19 protein-coding genes are annotated in these 18,042 nt (G+C 69.7%); 6 read left to right on the top strand and 13 right to left on the bottom strand.

Going from position 1 to position 18,042, the window contains the following annotated elements; genetic code table 11:
• Positions 1-8 precede the first annotated feature (8 nt).
• From hisG to EL338_RS09935, 4 genes are all read right to left on the bottom strand, one after another.
• Positions 9-854 carry an ATP phosphoribosyltransferase gene (hisG, locus tag EL338_RS09950; RefSeq protein ID WP_126333612.1) on the bottom strand — a complete coding sequence of 282 codons (846 nt, stop codon included), beginning with the start codon at positions 852-854 and terminating at the stop codon, positions 9-11.
• Between the two features lie 5 nt (positions 855-859).
• Complete coding sequence (locus EL338_RS09945; RefSeq protein ID WP_126333611.1) at positions 860-1,141, bottom strand: phosphoribosyl-ATP diphosphatase; 282 nt, start codon at positions 1,139-1,141, stop codon at positions 860-862.
• Positions 1,142-1,169: 28 nt separating this feature from the next.
• Complete coding sequence (locus EL338_RS09940; RefSeq protein WP_126333610.1) at positions 1,170-2,612, bottom strand: sugar porter family MFS transporter; 1,443 nt, start codon at positions 2,610-2,612, stop codon at positions 1,170-1,172.
• An 81-nt stretch (positions 2,613-2,693) separates the two neighbouring features.
• A complete protein-coding gene (locus EL338_RS09935) occupies positions 2,694-3,374 on the bottom strand; it encodes an HAD family hydrolase (RefSeq protein WP_126333609.1) in 681 nt (226 codons plus the stop codon).
• Between the two features lie 76 nt (positions 3,375-3,450).
• Here EL338_RS09935 and EL338_RS09930 point away from each other — a divergent pair, with 76 nt between their 5' ends.
• Entirely contained in the window at positions 3,451-4,254 is an 804-nt protein-coding gene (locus EL338_RS09930; protein ID WP_126333608.1) for an SDR family oxidoreductase, read from the top strand.
• Between the two features lie 30 nt (positions 4,255-4,284).
• Here the strand turns inward: EL338_RS09930 and metH are convergent, their stop codons facing one another.
• Positions 4,285-8,049, bottom strand: coding sequence for a methionine synthase (metH, locus tag EL338_RS09925; RefSeq protein ID WP_235666427.1), 3,765 nt, complete (start codon positions 8,047-8,049; stop codon positions 4,285-4,287).
• Between the two features lie 193 nt (positions 8,050-8,242).
• Here metH and EL338_RS09920 point away from each other — a divergent pair, with 193 nt between their 5' ends.
• Entirely contained in the window at positions 8,243-9,139 is an 897-nt protein-coding gene (locus EL338_RS09920; RefSeq protein WP_126333606.1) for a PAC2 family protein, read from the top strand.
• Here the strand turns inward: EL338_RS09920 and mshC are convergent.
• Together mshC and EL338_RS09910 are read right to left on the bottom strand one after the other, a co-directional pair.
• Positions 9,136-10,374 carry a cysteine--1-D-myo-inosityl 2-amino-2-deoxy-alpha-D-glucopyranoside ligase gene (gene mshC, locus EL338_RS09915; RefSeq protein ID WP_126333605.1) on the bottom strand — a complete coding sequence of 413 codons (1,239 nt, stop codon included), beginning with the start codon at positions 10,372-10,374 and terminating at the stop codon, positions 9,136-9,138. The two genes, EL338_RS09920 and mshC, sit on opposite strands and share 4 nt — an antisense overlap.
• 35 nt (positions 10,375-10,409) lie before the next feature.
• Positions 10,410-11,198 (bottom strand): 3'(2'),5'-bisphosphate nucleotidase CysQ, encoded by a 789-nt coding sequence (locus tag EL338_RS09910; protein ID WP_235666426.1) that lies wholly within the window; start codon positions 11,196-11,198, stop codon positions 10,410-10,412.
• A gap of 66 nt (positions 11,199-11,264) precedes the next feature.
• Here EL338_RS09910 and EL338_RS09905 point away from each other — a divergent pair, with 66 nt between their 5' ends.
• Positions 11,265-11,708, top strand: a complete 444-nt coding sequence (locus tag EL338_RS09905; RefSeq protein ID WP_126333604.1) for an META domain-containing protein — start codon at positions 11,265-11,267, stop codon at positions 11,706-11,708.
• Between the two features lies 1 nt (position 11,709).
• Here the strand turns inward: EL338_RS09905 and EL338_RS09900 are convergent, their stop codons facing one another.
• Genes EL338_RS09900 through EL338_RS09880 form a run of 5 tightly spaced genes read right to left on the bottom strand, consistent with a single transcriptional unit; the run spans position 11,710 to position 15,035 of the window.
• The gene (locus tag EL338_RS09900) at positions 11,710-12,537 is read right to left on the bottom strand and encodes an Rv2133c family protein (protein WP_179967188.1); all 828 of its coding nucleotides are present in this window, start codon (positions 12,535-12,537) and stop codon (positions 11,710-11,712) included.
• The gene (locus tag EL338_RS09895; protein WP_126333602.1) at positions 12,521-13,108 is read right to left on the bottom strand and encodes an Rv2134c family protein; all 588 of its coding nucleotides are present in this window, start codon (positions 13,106-13,108) and stop codon (positions 12,521-12,523) included. Before EL338_RS09895 ends, EL338_RS09900 begins: the two co-directional genes overlap by 17 nt.
• Before the next feature lie 41 nt (positions 13,109-13,149).
• Positions 13,150-13,851 (bottom strand): histidine phosphatase family protein, encoded by a 702-nt coding sequence (locus EL338_RS09890; protein WP_126333601.1) that lies wholly within the window; start codon positions 13,849-13,851, stop codon positions 13,150-13,152.
• Positions 13,848-14,681: an undecaprenyl-diphosphate phosphatase gene (locus EL338_RS09885; protein WP_126336777.1), complete on the bottom strand. Its 834-nt coding sequence runs from the start codon at positions 14,679-14,681 to the stop codon at positions 13,848-13,850. The genes EL338_RS09890 and EL338_RS09885 overlap by 4 nt, the downstream gene beginning before the upstream one ends.
• Before the next feature lie 48 nt (positions 14,682-14,729).
• A complete protein-coding gene (locus tag EL338_RS09880; RefSeq protein ID WP_126333600.1) occupies positions 14,730-15,035 on the bottom strand; it encodes a hypothetical protein in 306 nt (101 codons plus the stop codon).
• Positions 15,036-15,123: 88 nt separating this feature from the next.
• On the opposite strand from EL338_RS09880, the gene EL338_RS09875 reads away from it, so the two are divergent.
• From EL338_RS09875 to EL338_RS09865, 3 genes are read left to right on the top strand one after another with little or no spacing between them, the layout of a single operon-like run.
• A complete protein-coding gene (locus tag EL338_RS09875; protein WP_435404900.1) occupies positions 15,124-16,152 on the top strand; it encodes a YncE family protein in 1,029 nt (342 codons plus the stop codon).
• The gene (locus EL338_RS09870) at positions 16,149-16,409 is read left to right on the top strand and encodes a DUF5703 family protein (protein WP_126333598.1); all 261 of its coding nucleotides are present in this window, start codon (positions 16,149-16,151) and stop codon (positions 16,407-16,409) included. Before EL338_RS09875 ends, EL338_RS09870 begins: the two co-directional genes overlap by 4 nt.
• Positions 16,410-17,471, top strand: a complete 1,062-nt coding sequence (locus EL338_RS09865) for a quinone-dependent dihydroorotate dehydrogenase (protein WP_126333597.1) — start codon at positions 16,410-16,412, stop codon at positions 17,469-17,471.
• A 22-nt stretch (positions 17,472-17,493) separates the two neighbouring features.
• Here EL338_RS09865 and EL338_RS09860 read toward each other — a convergent pair whose 3' ends face one another.
• Positions 17,494-18,024 (bottom strand): YbhB/YbcL family Raf kinase inhibitor-like protein, encoded by a 531-nt coding sequence (locus tag EL338_RS09860; RefSeq protein WP_126333596.1) that lies wholly within the window; start codon positions 18,022-18,024, stop codon positions 17,494-17,496.
• Positions 18,025-18,042 lie beyond the last annotated feature (18 nt).

The following is an 18,042-nucleotide window of genomic DNA, read 5'->3' as shown; positions in this document are numbered from 1 at the left end:
TAACACGTTCAGATGCGGCAGAACCTGATGTCGGACGCCAAGATCGCCTTGGCTCCGATGGCGCCGAGTTCGTCCATGATCGAGTTGACGGACTTGCGCGGCACCAGCGCCCGCACCGCCACCCAGTCCGGGTCGGCCAGCGGGGCGATGGTCGGCGACTCCAGGCCCGGGGTGACCGCCATGGCGTCGTCCAACACCGCGCGCGGGCAGTCGTAGTCGAGCATCAGGTACTGCTGGCCGAACACCACGCCCTGGACCCGCTTGGTCAGCTGGTCGCGGGCCCGCTCGGCGGGGCGGTCGGCGGCCTCGATGAGCACCGCCTCCGAATCGCACAGGGTCTCACCGAAGGCCACCAGGTCGTGCTGGCGCAGCGTGCGCCCGGAGCCGACGACGTCGGCGATGGCGTCGGCCACCCCGAGCTGGATCGAGATCTCCACGGCGCCGTCGAGGCGGATGACGGTGGCCTCGATCCCCTTGTCCGCCAGGTTCTTCCGGACCAGGTTCGGGTAGGCCGTGGCGATCCGCTTGCCCGCGAGCTGATCCACCGACCAGTCCTGGCCCGCGGGCGCGGCGTAGCGGAACGTCGAGTAGCCGAAGCCCAGCGCCAACCGCTCCACCACCGGGGCACCGGATTCGGCGGCCAGGTCGCGGCCGGTGATGCCGAGATCCAACTGGCCGGAGGCCACGTAGATGGCAATGTCCTTGGGCCGCAGGAAGAAGAACTCGACCTGGTTGGCCGGGTCGATGACCGTCAGATCCTTGGGGTCGGTGCGACGGCGGTAGCCGGCCTCCGACAGGATCTCGGCGGCCGATTCGCTCAGGGCACCCTTGTTGGGTACGGCTACTCGCAGCATTTCAGTCACAGCTTCCGGTACACGTCATCGAGGGTCAGCCCGCGCGCCAGCATCAGCACCTGGGCCCAGTAGAACAACTGGCTGATCTCCTCGGCCAGCGCGTCGTCGGACTCGTGTTCGGCGGCCAGCCAGACCTCGCCGGCCTCCTCGAGGACCTTCTTGCCGATGGTGTGCACCCCCGCGTCCAGCGCGGCCACGGTGGCACTTCCGGTCGGTCGGGTGCGCGCACGTTCGCCCAGCTCGGCAAACAGCTCCTCGAACGTCTTCACGGACAGTGATTCTTTCATGCCCGCGCGCGGCCCGGCGGCTGGCCGGTCAGGCCTTGTTCTCCGGCTGCCCCTCCCGCAACAACTCGGAGTGCATGTCCTCCAGCGACACGCCCTTGGTTTCGCGCACGAAACGCCACACGAACAGCAGCGACAGCACCGCGCACAGCGCGTAGAAGCCGTAGGCCGCGCCCAGGAAGTTGCGCAACTCGGGGAACGTCACGGTGATCAGCCAGTTCGCGGTCCACTGACCGGCCGCGGCCAGTCCGAGCGCCGCGGCGCGGATCCGGTTCGGGAACATCTCGCCGAGCAGCACCCAGACCACCGGACCCCACGACATGCCGAACGCCACGACGAACAGGTTGGCGGCCACCAGCGCGATCGGTCCGGCGGCGCCCTCGAGGTTCGGCTGGCCGTCGACCACCGGGGCGCTGGCGAAGATGACCGCCATGGTGGCCAGCGTGATCGCCATGCCCGACGAGCCGATCAGCAGCAGCGGCTTGCGGCCGACCTTGTCGATCAGCGCGATGGCGATCAGCGTCGTCAGGATGTTGACCACCGAGGTGATGACGGTGATGGTGAACGACGAACTCTCGTCGAAGCCGACCGCCTGCCACAGCACGTTGGAGTAGTAGAAGATCACGTTGATGCCGACGAACTGCTGGAAGATCGACAGGCCCAGGCCCACCCAGACGATGCCGTAGAGCCCGCCGGTGGGCTTGCGCAGATCCCGCCACGACGGCTTGTCCTCCCGCTCCAGGGTCTCCTGGATGCGGTTGATGGTGATCTCCAGGTTCTTGGTGCCCAGCAGTCGGGTCAGCACCCGGCGCGCCTCCGGGATCCGGTGGGTGGCAACAAGATAGCGGGGAGACTCGGGGATGGTGTAAGCCAGCGCGCCGTAGACGATCGCGGGCACCGCCATCATCAGGAACATCCACCGCCAGGCCGCCATGCCCAGCCACAGCTCCTGATCCGATCCCCCGGCCAGGTGCGCGAGCAGCCAGTCGACCGCCAGCGACAGGAAGATGCCGGAGACGATGGCCAGTTGCTGCAGCGATCCGAGCCGGCCGCGGATGTGCGGCGGCGACACCTCGGCGATGTAGGCGGGCGCGATCACCGAAGCCACGCCGACGCCGATGCCGCCGACGATCCGGAACAGCACGATCATCCAGATGCCGGTCGCCAGGCCCGTGCCGATGGCGCTGAGCAGGAACAGCACCGCGGCGATCTTCATCACCGCCAGGCGGCCGATCCGGTCGGCGAGCCGACCCGCGGTCATCGCGCCGGCCGCCGCGCCCAGCAGCGCCGAGGCGACCGCGAAACCCAGTGAGGCGTTACCGATCTCGAAGTGCTTCTGGATGGCGTCGACCGCGCCGTTGATCACCGCGCTGTCGTAACCGAACAGCAGACCGCCCAGCGCGGCCACCGACGCTATTCGAACGGCGCTCTGCCCGCTGGCGAACTGCTCGTCACCGACCGCGCGCTCGGACATCCGAATCCCTTCCGCCGACGCCAAATGCGTGATGCTCATCACATTTAAGCACCAGGGGGCGGGTCGGCGCGGCCAGACGCCTCAGCCGGCTTTGCGCACGTGCCGGTCGAGTTCGGCGTGCACCGTGCGCAGGTCCGCGACGGACAGTTCGCGCAGCGAGTCGACGTGGCGACGACGGAGGCTGCTGGGCACCGCCACCTCGTTGGGCACCACGATCACCGGGCAACCCGCGTCCTCGGCCGCCTCGGTGCCGGTCACCGAGTCCTCGATGGCCAGGCAGTGCCCCGGGTCGAGGCCGAGCAGGTGCGCCGCGCGCAGGTACGGGTCCGGCGCCGGTTTGCCGCTGGGCACCTCGTCACCGCAGACCGACACCGAAAAATAATGGCGGCCAATGCTGTTGAGCGCCTTCTCGGTGAGGTCGCGGCGGGTGTTGGTCACCAGCGCCATCGGCACCTCGGCCGCGGTGAGCGCATCCAATATCTCTTGGGCGCCGGCACACCACGGCAGGCCGGTCTCGAACAGCTCGCCGACGTAGTCGTGCATCCAGTCCGCGGTTTGCGCCATGTGCACGGGGTCGGGGGCCAGCCCGAGATCCGCGTAGATGATCGCGACGACCGAATCGCTGGAGCCGCCGACGGTCGAGTTGCGCAACTCCTGGCTCATCTCCCGGTCGTGGCGCCGGTAGAACTCCTGCAGGGCCTCATCCCAGAGCTTTTCGGAGTCGACGAGCGTGCCGTCCATGTCCCAGAGCACAGCGCGCATACCGGCGATTGTCTCATCGAAGCCCGCGGAAGCCGAAATCCTCGCGGCGTCGGTCGCCCTGATTACCGTGGAGGGCATGGCGATACTTGTGACCGGCGCCACCGGCAACATCGGCCGACGCGTGGTGGACCATTTGATTGAGCTGGGCGCCAAAGACATCCGCGCGCTGATCAGAAACCCGCGCAAGGCAGATCTGCCCGACGGGGTGACAGCGATCACGGGGTATCTCGGAGCGCCCGAATCGCTGCCGGCCGCACTTGACGGCGTGGAACGGATGTATCTGGCGCCGCTGCCGGCGACGCTGGACACCACGCTGGAGATGGTCAAGAGCGCGAAAGTGGACTACGTGGTGGCCCTGTCGGGCGCGGGCGACTGGCAGGAACACGCCGACAAGGTCACCGCCTCGGGGCTGACGCACACCCAGCTCGGGCCGGGCGAGTTCACTGACAACTTCACCATCTGGGCCGACCAGATCAGGACCACCCGCACGGTCCGGGATCCCTATCCCTCGGTGGTCGAGGCGCCGATCTCGATGGACGACATCGCACGCGTGGCGGCGACACTGCTGGTCGACCCCGACGACGCGCATCACGGGAAGATGTATCCGATCACCGGGCCGGTGGCGCTGACCCGCGCGCAGATCGCCGAGCAGGTCGGTGTGGGCGTCGGGGTGGCCGTCGCGTGCGAGCAGTGCAGCCGTGCCGACGGCGAGGCGGCGTTGCGCCCCGCCATGGGTGAGTACGCGCGCTGGTATCTCGATGAGATCGCGAAGGGCATCGACCGACCGCAGCAGGCCAACGCCCTGGTGGCCGAGCTGACCGGCACTCCGGCCGAGTCGGTCGCCCAGTGGGCGGCGCGCAACGCCGCGGTGTTCGGCTGACCCGCATCACTTTCTCGAAAAACGGGCCGGTCAGTCCTCCGGGTTGTATCCGAGGTTGGGCGCGAGCCAGCGCTCGGCCTCGGCCAACGTCCAGCCCTTGCGCTTGGCGTAGTCGGCGACCTGGTCCTGGGCGATCCGGCCGACGACGAAGTACTGCGACTGCGGGTGCGAGAAATACCAGCCGCTGACCGCGGCACCGGGCCACATCGCCATCGAGTCGGTCAGCTCGATACCGGTGCGCCTCTCGACGTCCATCAACTGCCAGATCGTCGTCTTCTCGGTGTGTTCCGGGCAGGCCGGGTAGCCGGGGGCGGGCCGGATTCCGACGTACTTCTCGCCGATCAGCGCGTCGTTGTCCAGCTGCTCGTCGGGCTGGTATCCCCAGAACTCCATCCGGACCCGCTGGTGCAACCGCTCGGCGAACGCCTCGGCCAGCCGGTCGGCCAGCGATTCCAGCAGGATCGCGCTGTAGTCGTCGAGATCGGCCTTGAACTCCATGATCTTGTCCTGGCTGCCCAGCCCGGCGGTGACGGCGAAGGCACCGACGTGATCGGCCAGGCCGGTGTGCTTGGGCGCCACGAAGTCGCCCAGGCTCCGGTTCGGGATGCCCGGACGGTGCTCACCCTGCTGACGCAGGTTGTGCAACGTGGTCAGCACCTCGGTCCGGGACTCGTCGGTGTAGACCTCGATGTCGTCGTCGACGGCGTTGGCCGGGAAGAACCCGATCACCCCGTTGGCGGTCAGCCACTTCTCCTTGATCAGGGTGTCGAGCATCTGCTGGGCGTCGTCGTACAGCTTGCGGGCGGTCTCCCCCGACGCCGGGTTGTTGAGGATGTCGGGGAAGCGGCCCTTCATCTCCCAAGCGTTGAAGAACGGCTGCCAGTCGATGAATTCGCGCAGCTCGGCAAGGTCGTAGTCAAGAAATTCACGTATCCCCGTCCCTTGCGCGGGCACCGGCGGGGTGTAGCCGTCCCATTCGATCGGCGTGCGGTTGGCCCTGGCCTTCTCCAGTGTCAGCATCGGCCGCTCGTTCTTCTGGGCGTGTCGTTCCCGCAGCGACGCGTAGTCCTTCTCGGTGGCTTCCAGCAGCGCCGGACGCTGCTTGTCGTCGAGCAGCGCGGCCGCCACGGGAACGGAACGCGAGGCATCTTTGACCCAGACCACCGGGCCGGACCGCCGCGGCGAGATCTTCACGGCCGTGTGGGCCCGCGAGGTGGTCGCGCCACCGATGAGCAGCGGGATCTCCAGACCGGCGCGTTCCATCTCGACGGCGAAGTTGCTCATCTCGTCCAGCGACGGGGTGATCAGGCCGGAGAGCCCGATGATGTCGGCGCTGTGTTCCTTGGCCGCATCCAGGATCTTCTGCGCCGGGACCATCACCCCGAGGTCGATCACCTCGAAGTTGTTGCACTGCAGCACAACCCCGACGATGTTCTTGCCGATGTCGTGGACGTCGCCCTTCACCGTCGCCATCACGATGGTGCCGTTGGTGTCCTTCGTTCCGGACGTGCCGGCCTCTTCCTTCTCGGCCTCGATGAACGGCAGCAGGTAGGCCACGGCCTTCTTCATCACGCGGGCCGACTTCACCACCTGCGGCAGGAACATCTTCCCGGAGCCGAACAGGTCGCCGACGACGTTCATGCCGTCCATCAGCGGGCCCTCGATCACCTCGATCGGACGACCGCCCGCGGCGTCGATCTCGGCGCGCAGTTCCTCGGTGTCCTCCTCGACGTGGGCGTCGATGCCCTTGACCAGGGCGTGGGTGATGCGCTCGCGGACCGGCTGGGAACGCCACTCGGCAGCGGTCGGATCCTCGGCCTTGTCCTTGGAGTTGAACCGCTCGGCGATCTCGAGGAGGCGTTCGGCCGCATCCTCGCGCCGGTTCAGCACGACGTCCTCGATGCGCTCCCGCAACTCCTCGTCGATCGAGTCGTAGGGCACCAGGGCACCGGCGTTGACGATGCCCATGTCCAGACCGGCCTTGATGGCGTGGTAGAGGAAGACCGCGTGGATGGCCTCCCGGACCGGGTTGTTGCCGCGGAACGAGAACGAGACGTTGGAGATGCCGCCGGAGAGATGCACCCCGGGCAGGTTCTCCTTGATCCAGGCGCAGGCCTCGATGAAGTCGATGCCGTAGGTCGCGTGCTCCTCGATCCCGGTGGCCAGCGCGAAGCAGTTCGGGTCGAAGATGATGTCCTCGGCCGGGAAGCCGACCTGTTCGGTCAGCACCCGGTACGCGCGCCCGCAGATCTCCTTGCGGCGCTCCAGGTTGTCGGCCTGCCCCGTCTCGTCGAACGCCATGACGACGACGGCGGCGCCGTACTTGCGGCACAGCCGGGCGTCGTGGATGAACTTTTCCTCGCCCTCCTTCAAGGAGATCGAGTTGACGATCGGCTTGCCCTGCACGTTCTTCAGGCCGGCCTCGATGACCTCCCACTTGGAGGAGTCGATCATCACCGGGACGCGGCTGATGTCCGGTTCGGAGGCGATCAGCCGGGTGAAGCGGTCCATCGCGGCGACGCCGTCGATCATGCCTTCGTCCATGTTGATGTCGATGACCTGCGCACCGACCTCGACCTGCTGCAGCGCCACCGACAGCGCGGTGTCGTAGTCCTCGGCCTTGATCAGGTTCCGGAACCGGGCCGAGCCGGTGATGTTGGTCCGTTCACCGATGTTCACGAACAGCGAGTTGTCGTCGATGTTGAGCGGCTCGAGGCCCGACAGCCGGGTCGCGACTGGAAGCTCGGGCACCTGACGCGGCGCCTTGCCCTCGACCACCTTCGCGATCTCGGCGATGTGCGCCGGCGTCGTCCCGCAGCAGCCACCGACCAGGTTGACGAAGCCGGCGTCGGCGAAGTCGGCGAGGTAGCCGGCCTGACGTTCCGGGGTCTCGTCGTACTCGGCGAAGGCGTTGGGCAGGCCCGCGTTCGGGTAGCAGGACACGAAAGTATCTGCGATGCGCGAGATCTCGGCGATGTACGGCCGCATCTCGGGTGCGCCCAGGGCGCAGTTGAGGCCGACGGCGAGCGGCTTGGCATGCCGGATCGAGTTCCAGAACGCCTCGGTGACCTGGCCGGACAGGGTGCGCCCGGACGCGTCGGTGATGGTGCCGGAGATGATCACCGGCCAGCGGCGGCCCCGCTCCTCGAACAGGGTCTCGAGGGCGAACACCGCGGCCTTGGCGTTGAGCGTGTCGAAGATCGTCTCGACGAGGAGAATGTCGGCACCGCCGTCGACCAGACCGTTGGCGGCCTCGAGGTAGGCGGCGACCAGTTGGTCGTAGGTGACGTTGCGGGCGCCCGGATCGTTGACGTCCGGCGAGATCGACGCGGTCCGCGTCGTCGGTCCCAGCACCCCGGCGACGTAGCGCGGCTTGTCGCCGGTGCTGAACTCGTCGCACGCAGCGCGGGCCAGCGCGGCCCCGGTGTAGTTCAGCTCGTAGCTGAGTTCGGCCATGCCGTAGTCCGACAACGAGATCGCGGTGGCGTTGAAGGTGTTGGTCTCGAGGATGTCGGTGCCCACCTCGAGGTACTCGCGGTGGATCGCCTCGATGATCTGCGGCTGCGTCAGGTTGAGCAGGTCGTTGTTGCCGACGAGATCGCTCGGCCAGTCGGCGAACCGTTCGCCGCGATAGCCGGCCTCGTCGGGCCGGTCGCGCTGGATGGCGGTACCCATGGCGCCGTCGATCACCATGATTCGCTGCCGCAGCGCGGCGGTCAGCTCCTCGGTGCAGTCGGGGCGAATGTTCGGCTGCACGGCGCTGGACTCGGATGTCTGCTGCTCAGGATTATTCACGCAACTCCCTCCCATGACGGAAGGCGTCCTTGACTCTGCCGAGCGTGGCGGATATTACGGGTGCCCGCCCCGAATAACCGTTGCAACGCCTCTCGACCCAAAAAGTCTACGTGGTCACCGGTTCGTCGTCGGGACACCCCACAGCCAGGGTGTTGCTCGTGGGCGTATTTCCGGCCCGAGGTCGTACGCTGGGTTGGTGACCTCGCCGGATTCCCGCAGAGTTGATCTGCCCGAACTCCACAACACCATCATTGTGGCGGCCTTCGAAGGCTGGAACGATGCCGGCGATGCGGCCAGCGACGCCGTTGCGCACCTCGACGCCATCTGGGAGGCGTCGGCGATCGTGGACATCGACGACGAGTCGTACTACGACTACCAGGTCAACCGCCCGGTGATCCGGCAGCTCGACGGCGTGACCAGGGAGTTGGTCTGGCCGTCGATGCGGGTCTCGCACTGCCGCCCGCCCGGCAGCGAGCGCGACATCGTGCTGATGCACGGCGTCGAACCCAACATGCGGTGGCGGTCGTTCTGCGCCGAACTGTTGGGGATCGCCGAGAAACTCGACGTGGACACCGTGGTCATCCTCGGCGCGTTGCTGGCCGACACGCCGCACACCCGCCCGGTTCCGGTGTCGGGCGCGGCGTACTCGTCGAACTCGGCCCAGTACTTCGGCCTCGAGGAGACCCGCTACGAGGGGCCGACCGGCATCGCCGGGGTGTTCCAGGACGCGTGCGTGGCCGCGGGCATCCCCGCGGTGACGTTCTGGGCCGCGGTCCCCCACTACGTGTCCCATCCGCCGAACCCGAAGGCCACCGTGGCGCTGCTGCGCCGGGTCGAGGACGTCCTCGACATCGAGGTGCCGCTGGCGGACCTGCCGCAGCAGGCCGAGGAATGGGAACAGGCCGTCACCGAGATGACCGCCGAGGACGACGAGGTCGCCGAGTACGTCGCGTCGCTGGAGGAGCGCGGCGACGCCGAGGTGGACCTGCACGAGGCGCTGGGCAAGATCGACGGCGACGCCCTGGCCGCGGAGTTCGAGCGCTACCTGCGGCGGCGCGGCCCCGGCGGCAGCCCCGGGTTCGGGCGCTAGAGCGCGATACCGAGCAGCGCGTCGACCGCGGTGGCCACCAACTTGGGTGCCTGCTCGTCGTGGCCGCCGTACTCCAGCGCGTCGGTACACCAGCCGTCCAGGGCCGTCAGCGCCCCGGGGGTGTCCAGGTCGTCGGCCAGGTAGCGCCGCACCCGCGCGAGCACGTCGGCGGCGTCGGGACCGGCGGGCAGCGCGACGGCCTCGCGCCAGCGGGCCAGCCGCTGCTGCGCGTCGGCGAGCACCTGCGGGCTCCAGAACCGGTCGGTGCGGTAATGCCCCGCGAACAGCCCGAGCCGGATGGCGCCCGGGTCCACCCCGTCGGCGCGCAGCTTCGAGACCAGCACCAGGTTGCCCAGGCTCTTGGACATCTTCTCGCCGTCCCAGCCGATCATCCCGGCGTGGACGTAGTGGCGCGCGAACCGGCGCTGCTCGGTGACCGATTCGGCGTGCGCGGCCGAGAACTCGTGGTGCGGGAAGATCAGGTCGCTGCCGCCGCCCTGCACGTCGAAACCCATGCCCAGGCGCGTCAGCGCGATGGCCGAACACTCGACGTGCCAGCCCGGCCGGCCCGGACCGAACGGCGACTCCCAGCTGGGCTCACCCTCGCGGGCGGCCCGCCACACCAGCGCGTCGAGCGGATCGGCCTTGCCGGCCCGGTCGGGGTCCCCGCCGCGCTCGGCGAACAGCGCGCGCATGGTGTCCTGGTCGTAGCCGGACTCGTAGCCGAACTGCTCGGTGGCGTCGGCCCGGAAGTAGACGTCGGGGAACTCGGCGTCGTCGACGGTGTAGGCCGCGCCGGAGGCCAGCATCTTCTCGACGAGTTCGATGACCTCGTCGATGGCGTCGGTGGCCGCGACGTAGTCCTGCGGCGGCAGCACCCGCAGCGCGCTCATGTCCTCGCGGAACAGCTGGGTCTCGCGGTCGCCGAGGTCGCGCCAGTGGATGCCGTCCCGGTCGGCCCGCTCGAACAGCGGATCGTCGATGTCGGTGATGTTCTGCACGTAGTGCACCTGATGCCCGGAATCCAGCCACATCCGGTACACCAGATCGAAGGCCAGATACGTCGCGGCGTGCCCGAGGTGGGTGGCGTCGTACGGGGTGATGCCGCAGACGTACATGGTGGCCGTGGGGCCCGGCGCGACGGGACGCACCTGCCGGTCCGCGCTGTCGAACAGTCGCAACTGCGGTGCCCGACCGGGCAACTCCGGAACTGAAGCGGCCGACCACGATTGCATAGCGTCGAACTCTATTCGGGTGTCCATGGGGCTCCTCAACTGGCCGACCGGATCGCGTCGAGCAGCACGTCAGCGAATTCGGCCCGGCACATCAGCAGATCGGGCAGGTACGGGTCGGGGCGGTTGTAGAGCATCGGGGCCCCGTCGAGGCGGGAGGCGTGCATGCCCGCGGCCTGGATGACGCCGCCCGGCGCGGCCGAGTCCCATTCCCACTGCCCGCCGGCGTGGATGTAGGCGTCGACGTCGCCGCGCACCACGGCCATGGCCTTGGCGCCGGCCGAGCCGATCCGGACCAACTCGAAGTCGACGTACTGCGACATCCGGTACAGCACGGCCGGCGGCCGGTTGGCGCTGGCGGTGATGCGGATGGGCGCGGCCGGGTCGCGGCGCGGGCCGGCGACCACGGTGTCGGACCGGAACACCTCGCCGCTGGCCGGCAGCGACACCGCGGCGTCGGTGATGCGCCCGTGCGGGCCGCCGACGCGCTGCCACAGCGCGATGTGCACGGCCCAGTCGGCGCGGCGGGGGGTGGAGTATTCGCGGGTGCCGTCGACGGGGTCGATGATCCACACCCGGTCGGACTGCAGCCGGCTCAGGTCGTCGGGGGCCTCCTCGGACAGCACCGCGTCGTCCGGGCGTTCGGCGGCCAGTCGACGCAGCAGCAGCTTGTTGGCCTGGCTGTCGCCGGCGTCGCCGAGCATCCACGGATAGTCGAAGCCGACCTCCTCGCGCATCGCCAACAGGAGATTTCCCGCGTCGACGGCCAGGTCGGCGGCAAGCGCGGCGTCGGTCTGGTTCTCGTTGCTGCCGCCCGCCTCTGTCACCGTGTCAGTATCCGCGATGAGCGTGCACGCTGTGGCCGGGGGCTGGGCTGACGGTAAATTCGGCACATGCGTACAACAGCGTCGGCGGCCGTGATCTTCCTGACCGCGGTTGCGCCGCTGGTCGCGTGTGGTTCCGAGGCGCCGCCGCGGACATTGACCGGCACCAGCTGGGAGCTGGTGTCCGTGCAGTCGATGGCCGACGCCGAGGCCACCGAGGTGCCCGACCCCACCAAGTTCACCGTCGAGTTCGGCGAGGACGGCAAGGCCTACTTCCAGCTGGACTGCAACCGCGGCAACGGCAGCTACACCGCCGAGCCCAGCGGCGACGGGGACTCCGGGTCGCTGACGTTCGGACCCATCGCCGTGACGCAGATGTTCTGCCCGCAGCCGTCGATGGACCAGCAGGTCACCAGCTCACTGGAGCACGTGCGGACCTACCTGTTCGCCGGCGATCAGCTGCACCTGTCGAAGCTGGCCGACGGCGGCATCCTGACCTGGCGCCCGGCCTGACTCAGAACGCCGGCCACGGGATGGGCCGGGAGCGGTTGGGCGCCGGCATCACCGGGTCGTCGAGCAACTCGCGCGCCCGAGCCCGCAGCGCGGCGATCTCCGCGCCGGTGACGTGCGGGGCCAACTGTTCGGCGAGCTCGCCGGCCAGGGCGTCCTGCACCTCGGCCACCGCTTCGAGGATGTCGTCGTCGACGGGCTTGCCGGCCCACCCCCACAACACCGTGCGCAGCTTGTCCTCGGTGTGCAGGCACAGGCCGTGGTCCACGCCGTAGACGCGGCCGTCGACGCCGGACAGGATGTGCCCGCCCTTGCGGTCGGCGTTGTTGACCAGGACGTCGAAGACCGCCATCCGCACCAGCCGCGGGTCGTCGGCGTGGATGAGCAGCACCTCGTCGCCGGCGTAGTCGTAGGCCCGCAGCACCGGCAGATAGCCGGCGGGCAGGTTGTCGACGGGGCACAGGTCGACCAGGTCGGGTCCGGCATCGGTTTCCCCGGGTGGGCTTTCCGGCTGGTCCACCCACTGCTGCACCATGCCCGGACCGGCCGGACCGGAACGAATGATGGTGTGCGGCACGATGTTCCAGCCCAGCGCGGCGGAGACCAGGTAGGTGCCCAGCTCGCGGCCGGCCAGCGTGCCGTCGGGAAAGTCCCACAGCGGTTGTTCGCCGCTGACCGGCTTGTAGACGCAGTGCGTGCGCTGCCCGTCGAGTTCGGCCTCGCACAGGAAGGTGGCGTTGCTGGCCGAGCGGATCCGGCCCAGCACCGTCAGCTCACCGTCGCGCAGGACCGCCGCGTGCTCAGGGCTGGGGGGCTCAGGGTTGGGGGTCATCGTCGGACCCGAACAGTTCGGCGCGCCGGTAGCCGTTGGTGCGCACGCAGATGTGACCGTCGGCATCCAGCGGTTCCTCGCACAGCGGGCAGGGCGGCCGACCCGCCGAGATCACCCGCTGGGAACGATTGGCGAACTGGCGCGCCGATTCCGGGCTGAGGAACACCCGCACCGCGTCGGGCCCCTCCTCGGCGTCGTCGAGCACCACTGACGCGTCGAACTCGGTGTCGGTGACCGCGAGCAACTCCACCACCACGGTCTGGGCCTCGGAGTCCCAGCCCAGGCCCATGGTGCCGACCCGGAACTCCGCGTCGACCGGCGTCTCGAGCGGGTTGAGGTCCTCGACGTCCGCGGACTCCGGCGGCAGCGGCGTGCCGAACCGGCGGTTGATCTCGACCAGCAGCGCACCGATCCGGTCGGCGAGCACCTCGACCTGCTGCTTCTCCAGGACCACCGAGACCACCCGGGTGTCGTGGACGGCTTGCAGGTAGAAGGTCCGGTTTCCGGGTTGACCGACGGTCCCGGCCACAAAGCGGTCGGGGGTCCGGAAGACGTGAATTGCACGGGCCATGGCGACCTCCAAAATACCGGCTCGCACCGGCGACGTCGGGATCAGTCCGTCGAGCCGCCGACGACGGCGTCGCCCGCGGCAGGGTTCTCTCCATTGGTTTCGGCGGCCGGCGGCGCACTGAGCACGTTGGCCAGCGCCGGCCCGGTGTGGTTGACGTGGACCACGAACGGCCGCACCGCCGTGTAGCGGATCACGCTGCACGACGCCGGGTCGGCGGTGATGCGCTGGAAGCCGTCCAGGTGCAGGCCGAGCGCGTCGGCGATGACGGCCTTGATGACATCGCCGTGGGTGCAGGCCACCCACAGCGCGTCGCCGCCGTGCGCCTCGGCCAGCCGACGGTCGTGTTCGCGGACCGCGGCGACCGCCCGGGACTGCACCGCGGCCAGCCCCTCACCGTCGGGGAAGATCGCGGCGCTGGGCTGCTGCTGCACCACCGACCACAGCGGCTCCTTGACCAGTTCGCCGATGGGGCGGCCGGTCCACGCGCCGTAGTCGACCTCGCTGATCCGCTCCTCGACCGTCGGCGCCAGCGACAGCGCCGCCGCCAGCGGTTCCAGCGTGCGCTCGCAACGCAGCAGCGGGGACCGCACCAGCGCCTTGATGGGCAGGGTCGCCAGCCGCTCGACCAGCGCGTCGGCCTGCTGGCGGCCCTTGTCGTCGAGATCGACGCCGGCGCTGCGGCCCGCCAGGGTGTGCGCGGTGTTCGAGGTGGAGCGGCCGTGCCGCAGCAAGATCACTGTCATGTCGCGCTCATCACTCCAGTTCCGAGAAGGATCAGTACCAGCACGCCGAGGGCCACGCGGTAGCCGACGAACCAGTACATGCTGTGCCGGGTCAGGAACCGCAGCAACCAGGCGACCGCGACGAAGCCCACCACGAACGCGATCAGCACCGCCACCAACAACTGCGGGCCCGTCGCGCTCATTCCCTCGCTGACCGGGGCGAACGCGTCCGGCAGCGAGAACAACCCGGAGGCGAACACCGCGGGGATGGCCAGCAGGAAGCCGAACCGGGCGGCCAACTCGCGGTCCACTCCCAGGAACAGCCCGGCGCTGATGGTCGCCCCCGAGCGCGACACCCCCGGCACCAGCGCCAGGCACTGGGCAAACCCGACGATGACCGCGTCGCGCCAGGTCAGCTGCTCGGCATGGCGGGTCTGCCGGCCGACGTACTCGGCGAGCGCGATGACCACCGAGAACACGATCAGCGCCGAGGCCACCAGCCACAGGTTGCGCGCGCCGCCGCGGATCACGTCCTTGAACAGCAGGCCCAGCACGCAGATCGGGATGGTGCCGATGATGACGAACCAGCCCATCCGGTAGTCGACGTTGTCGCGGCGGGTGGCGTCGAACAGGCCCGCGAACCACGCCCGCACGATCCGGACGATGTCCTTGGCGAAGTACAGCAGCACGGCGGCCTCGGTGCCCAGCTGCGAGACCGCGGTGAACGAGGCACCGGCGTCGTCGGAGAAGAACAGCCGCGAGGTGATCGCCAGATGCCCGGAGGAGGAGACCGGCAGGAATTCGGTGAGCCCCTGCACGATCGACAACACCACGACCTGCAGCCAGGACATCGCCGCCACTTCCACGCCGACGACCGTACCGTGGGCCGCCGGGACGGCTCAGCGTGCCGGGCGGGCGGCCGCCTCGGTGACCGCGTCGCGCACCGCGGCGATCAGGCTGCGCTCGTCGGCCAGGTCGACGCCCTTGCAGCTGCGAGTGGTCGAGGCCACCACGTCCTCGCGCTGCGGCACCGGGCCGGCCAGCCGCGGCCGGTAGATCTCGACCCGCAGGTCCTGATGGTCGTGCACGAGGAAGGCGAACGTCCGGCCGTCGCCGACGGAGCCGAAACCGCTGGCGTGGGGCCCGGTCGTGAGATCTTCCACGGCGAACTCGTCGCCCAGTCCGGTGTCTGCGCCCTGGGACATGGGCCCGACCATACCGCCGGGGTCGACCGGGGCGGTTGGTGGTGCCGGATAGAGTCTTTCGGCAGTGCTACAGCAACGAAGGTTCCCCGTGTCGGCCGCCGCCGTCCTCGCCGCGCTGGCCCTGCTGGGCGGCGTGGCGTGCTCCTCGGCGCCGGTCGAGCTGGCCCCGGCGACCATTCCCCCGGCCTCCCCCGCGCGTGCGCCGGCGCCCGCGCACGCGCCCGCGGGCACCGTGCGGCCGCTGGACGCGCCCGCGCAGGCCGCCGTGTTCGATCCGGGCGCGGACGCCCTGGTGGTGCTCAGCCCCGGCGCCGACGCCTCGGCGCCGGCCACGCTGACGGTGTTCGACACCGCGGCCGGTCCCGGACGGGTGATCGAGCTGCCCGGGCGGGCCATCGCGCTGGCCCGCGACGAGGACCGGCTCTACCTGTCGACCCGCGGCGGCTACTTCGTCGTCGACCCCACCGCGCCCGACGGCGCGGTCCGCCGCGTCGCGGTCCGCGAGCACGCCGACACCGTCTTCACCGCGCTGGACCGGCGCGCCGACGGCCGCATGGTGCTCGGCAGCGCCGACGGCGCGGTGGTCATCCTGGCGGCCACCGACGGCCCGGAGGCCGACGTCGGCGACTACCGCAAGATCTTCGCGCGGGTGGATTCGATTGTCACCGAAGGTGATACCGCGATGGTGCTGGACCGCGGCCAGACCTCGGTGACCGCGCTCGACGCCAACGCCGAGGTGGCCCAGGCGCTGCGCGCCGGCGAGGGCGCGACCACCATGGTCGCCGACCCGGCGGGCCGGATCCTGGTGGCCGACACCCGCGGCGGGGCGCTGCTGGTGTTCTCCGCCAACCCGCTGATCCTGCGGCAGCGCTACCCGGTGGCCTCGGCGCCCTACGGCCTGGCCGGCTCGAGCGAACTGGCGTGGGTGTCGCAGACGGCGGCCAACACCGTGGTTGGTTACGATCTGTCCACTGGAATCCCCGTGGAAAAGGTGCGTTATCCCACCGTGCAGCAACCGAACAGCCTGGCCTTCGACGACGCCACCGACACCTTGTACGTGGTGTCGGGATCGGGCGCGGGGGTCCAGGTGATCCGCGACGCGACGGGCTCGCCGTGACGAATCGGGCGGCGCGCGCGCGACTGCCGAGGGGCTGGGACCACGACCTGTCCGACGAGTACGAGTGGATCCCGCTGCGGCTGCCGCCGGACGTGACCCGCCTGACCGCCTCCACCCGGCTGTCCATCGAGGCCGAGTACCGCGGCTGGGAGCTGAGCAAGGTCCGGCTGTACACCGACGGGTCACGCCGGGTGTTGTTGCGGCGCAAAAAGACCCGCGTGCAGAATCCGCACGCCGAACCGATCCCGGGGCTGTAGATGTACCAGACGTTGCGCCGCGGGCTGTTCGCGGTGCCCGCCGAACGGATCCACACGGTGGTGTTCGGCGCGCTGCGCTCGGCGACCGCGTGGGGCCCACCCCGGCGCCGCCTGCACGCCCTGCTGGCCCCGCACGACCCAATCCTGGCCAGCACCGTGTTCGGCGTGCGTTTCCCGGGCCCGCTGGGGCTGGCCGCCGGGTTCGACAAGAACGGCGCGGGCCTGCACACCTGGGGCGCCCTCGGGTTCGGCTACGCCGAGGTGGGCACCGTCACCGCGCAGGCCCAGCCCGGCAACCCGCAGCCCCGGCTGTTCCGGCTGCCCGAGGACCGCGGCCTGCTCAACCGGATGGGCTTCAACAACCACGGTGCGGGCGCGTTGGCGCTGCAGCTGGCCCGCCATCGCCCCGACGTGCCGATCGGGGTCAACATCGGCAAGACCAAGGCGACCCCGCCCGAGCACGCCGTCGACGACTACCGCGCCAGCGCGCGCCTGCTCGGCTCGCTGGCGAGCTACCTGGTGGTCAACGTCAGCTCCCCCAACACCCCTGGCCTGCGGGACCTGCAGGCGGTGCAGACGCTGCGGCCCATCCTGCAGGCGGTGCTCGAGGAGACCGCCACCCCGGTGCTGGTGAAGATCGCGCCGGACCTCTCAGATTCCGATATCGACGAGATCGCCGATCTTGCAATGGAATTGGGCCTGGCCGGCATCGTCGCCACCAACACCACGGTGTCCCGCGAGGGACTGCGGACGCCCGGGGTCGACGCGCTGGGCGCCGGCGGGGTCTCCGGGCCGCCCGTGGCGCGCCGGGCCCTCGAGGTGTTGCACCGGCTGCACGCGCGGGCCGGCTCGGAGCTGGTGCTGATCAGCGTCGGGGGCATCGAGACCGCCGACGACGCCTGGGAGCGGATCACCGCCGGGGCCGCGCTGCTGCAGGGCTACACGGGATTCGTCTACGGCGGCGGCATGTGGGCCAAGAACATTCACGACGGGCTGGCCCAGCGGCTGCGCGCCGGCGGGTTCGCCTCGCTGAGCGAAGCGGTGGGCTCGGCCGCGCCGTAACCCACCGCTTCCGGTGCGTCAGCTACTTCTGTTCGTAGGTGCCGTGGATGACCGCGCGGGCGATGGCGTTCATGAACAGGTTGAAGCCCAGGTAGGCCGGCGAGGCGCTCTCGTCGATCTCGAGCTTCTCGACCTGCAGCGCGTGCACGGCGATGAAGTAGCGGTGCACGCCGTGACCGGCCGGCGGGGCCGCGCCGACGTAGCGGCGCATGCCGGCATCGTTGGCCAAGGTGATTGCGCTGCCGGGCAATTCGCTGCCGTCGCCGATGCCGGCGGGCAGCTCGGTGACCGTACCGGGCAGGTTGGCCACCGCCCAGTGCCAGAAGCCCGAGGCCGTCGGCGCGTCCGGGTCGTAGACCGTCACGGCGAAGCTGCGGGTCTCCTCCGGGAAGCCCGACCAGCTCAGCTGCGGGGAGACGTCCTCGCCGCCGGCCCCCATCAGGCCGCTGACCTGAGCGTTGTCCAGCGGGCCGCCGTCTTTCACCGAGGTCGAGGTGAGGGTGAAGCCGGGCAGTTTCGGCAGGTGATCGTAGGGGTTGTACGGGAACGCCATGGTTGCCTTTCTGTTGGG

It is taken from the genome of Mycolicibacterium chitae (genome assembly GCF_900637205.1).
GTDB classification, from domain to species: Bacteria; Actinomycetota; Actinomycetes; order Mycobacteriales; family Mycobacteriaceae; genus Mycobacterium; species Mycobacterium chitae.
Note: the sequence above shows the minus strand (reverse complement) of the source record. Positions and strands in the feature narration are given on the sequence as shown.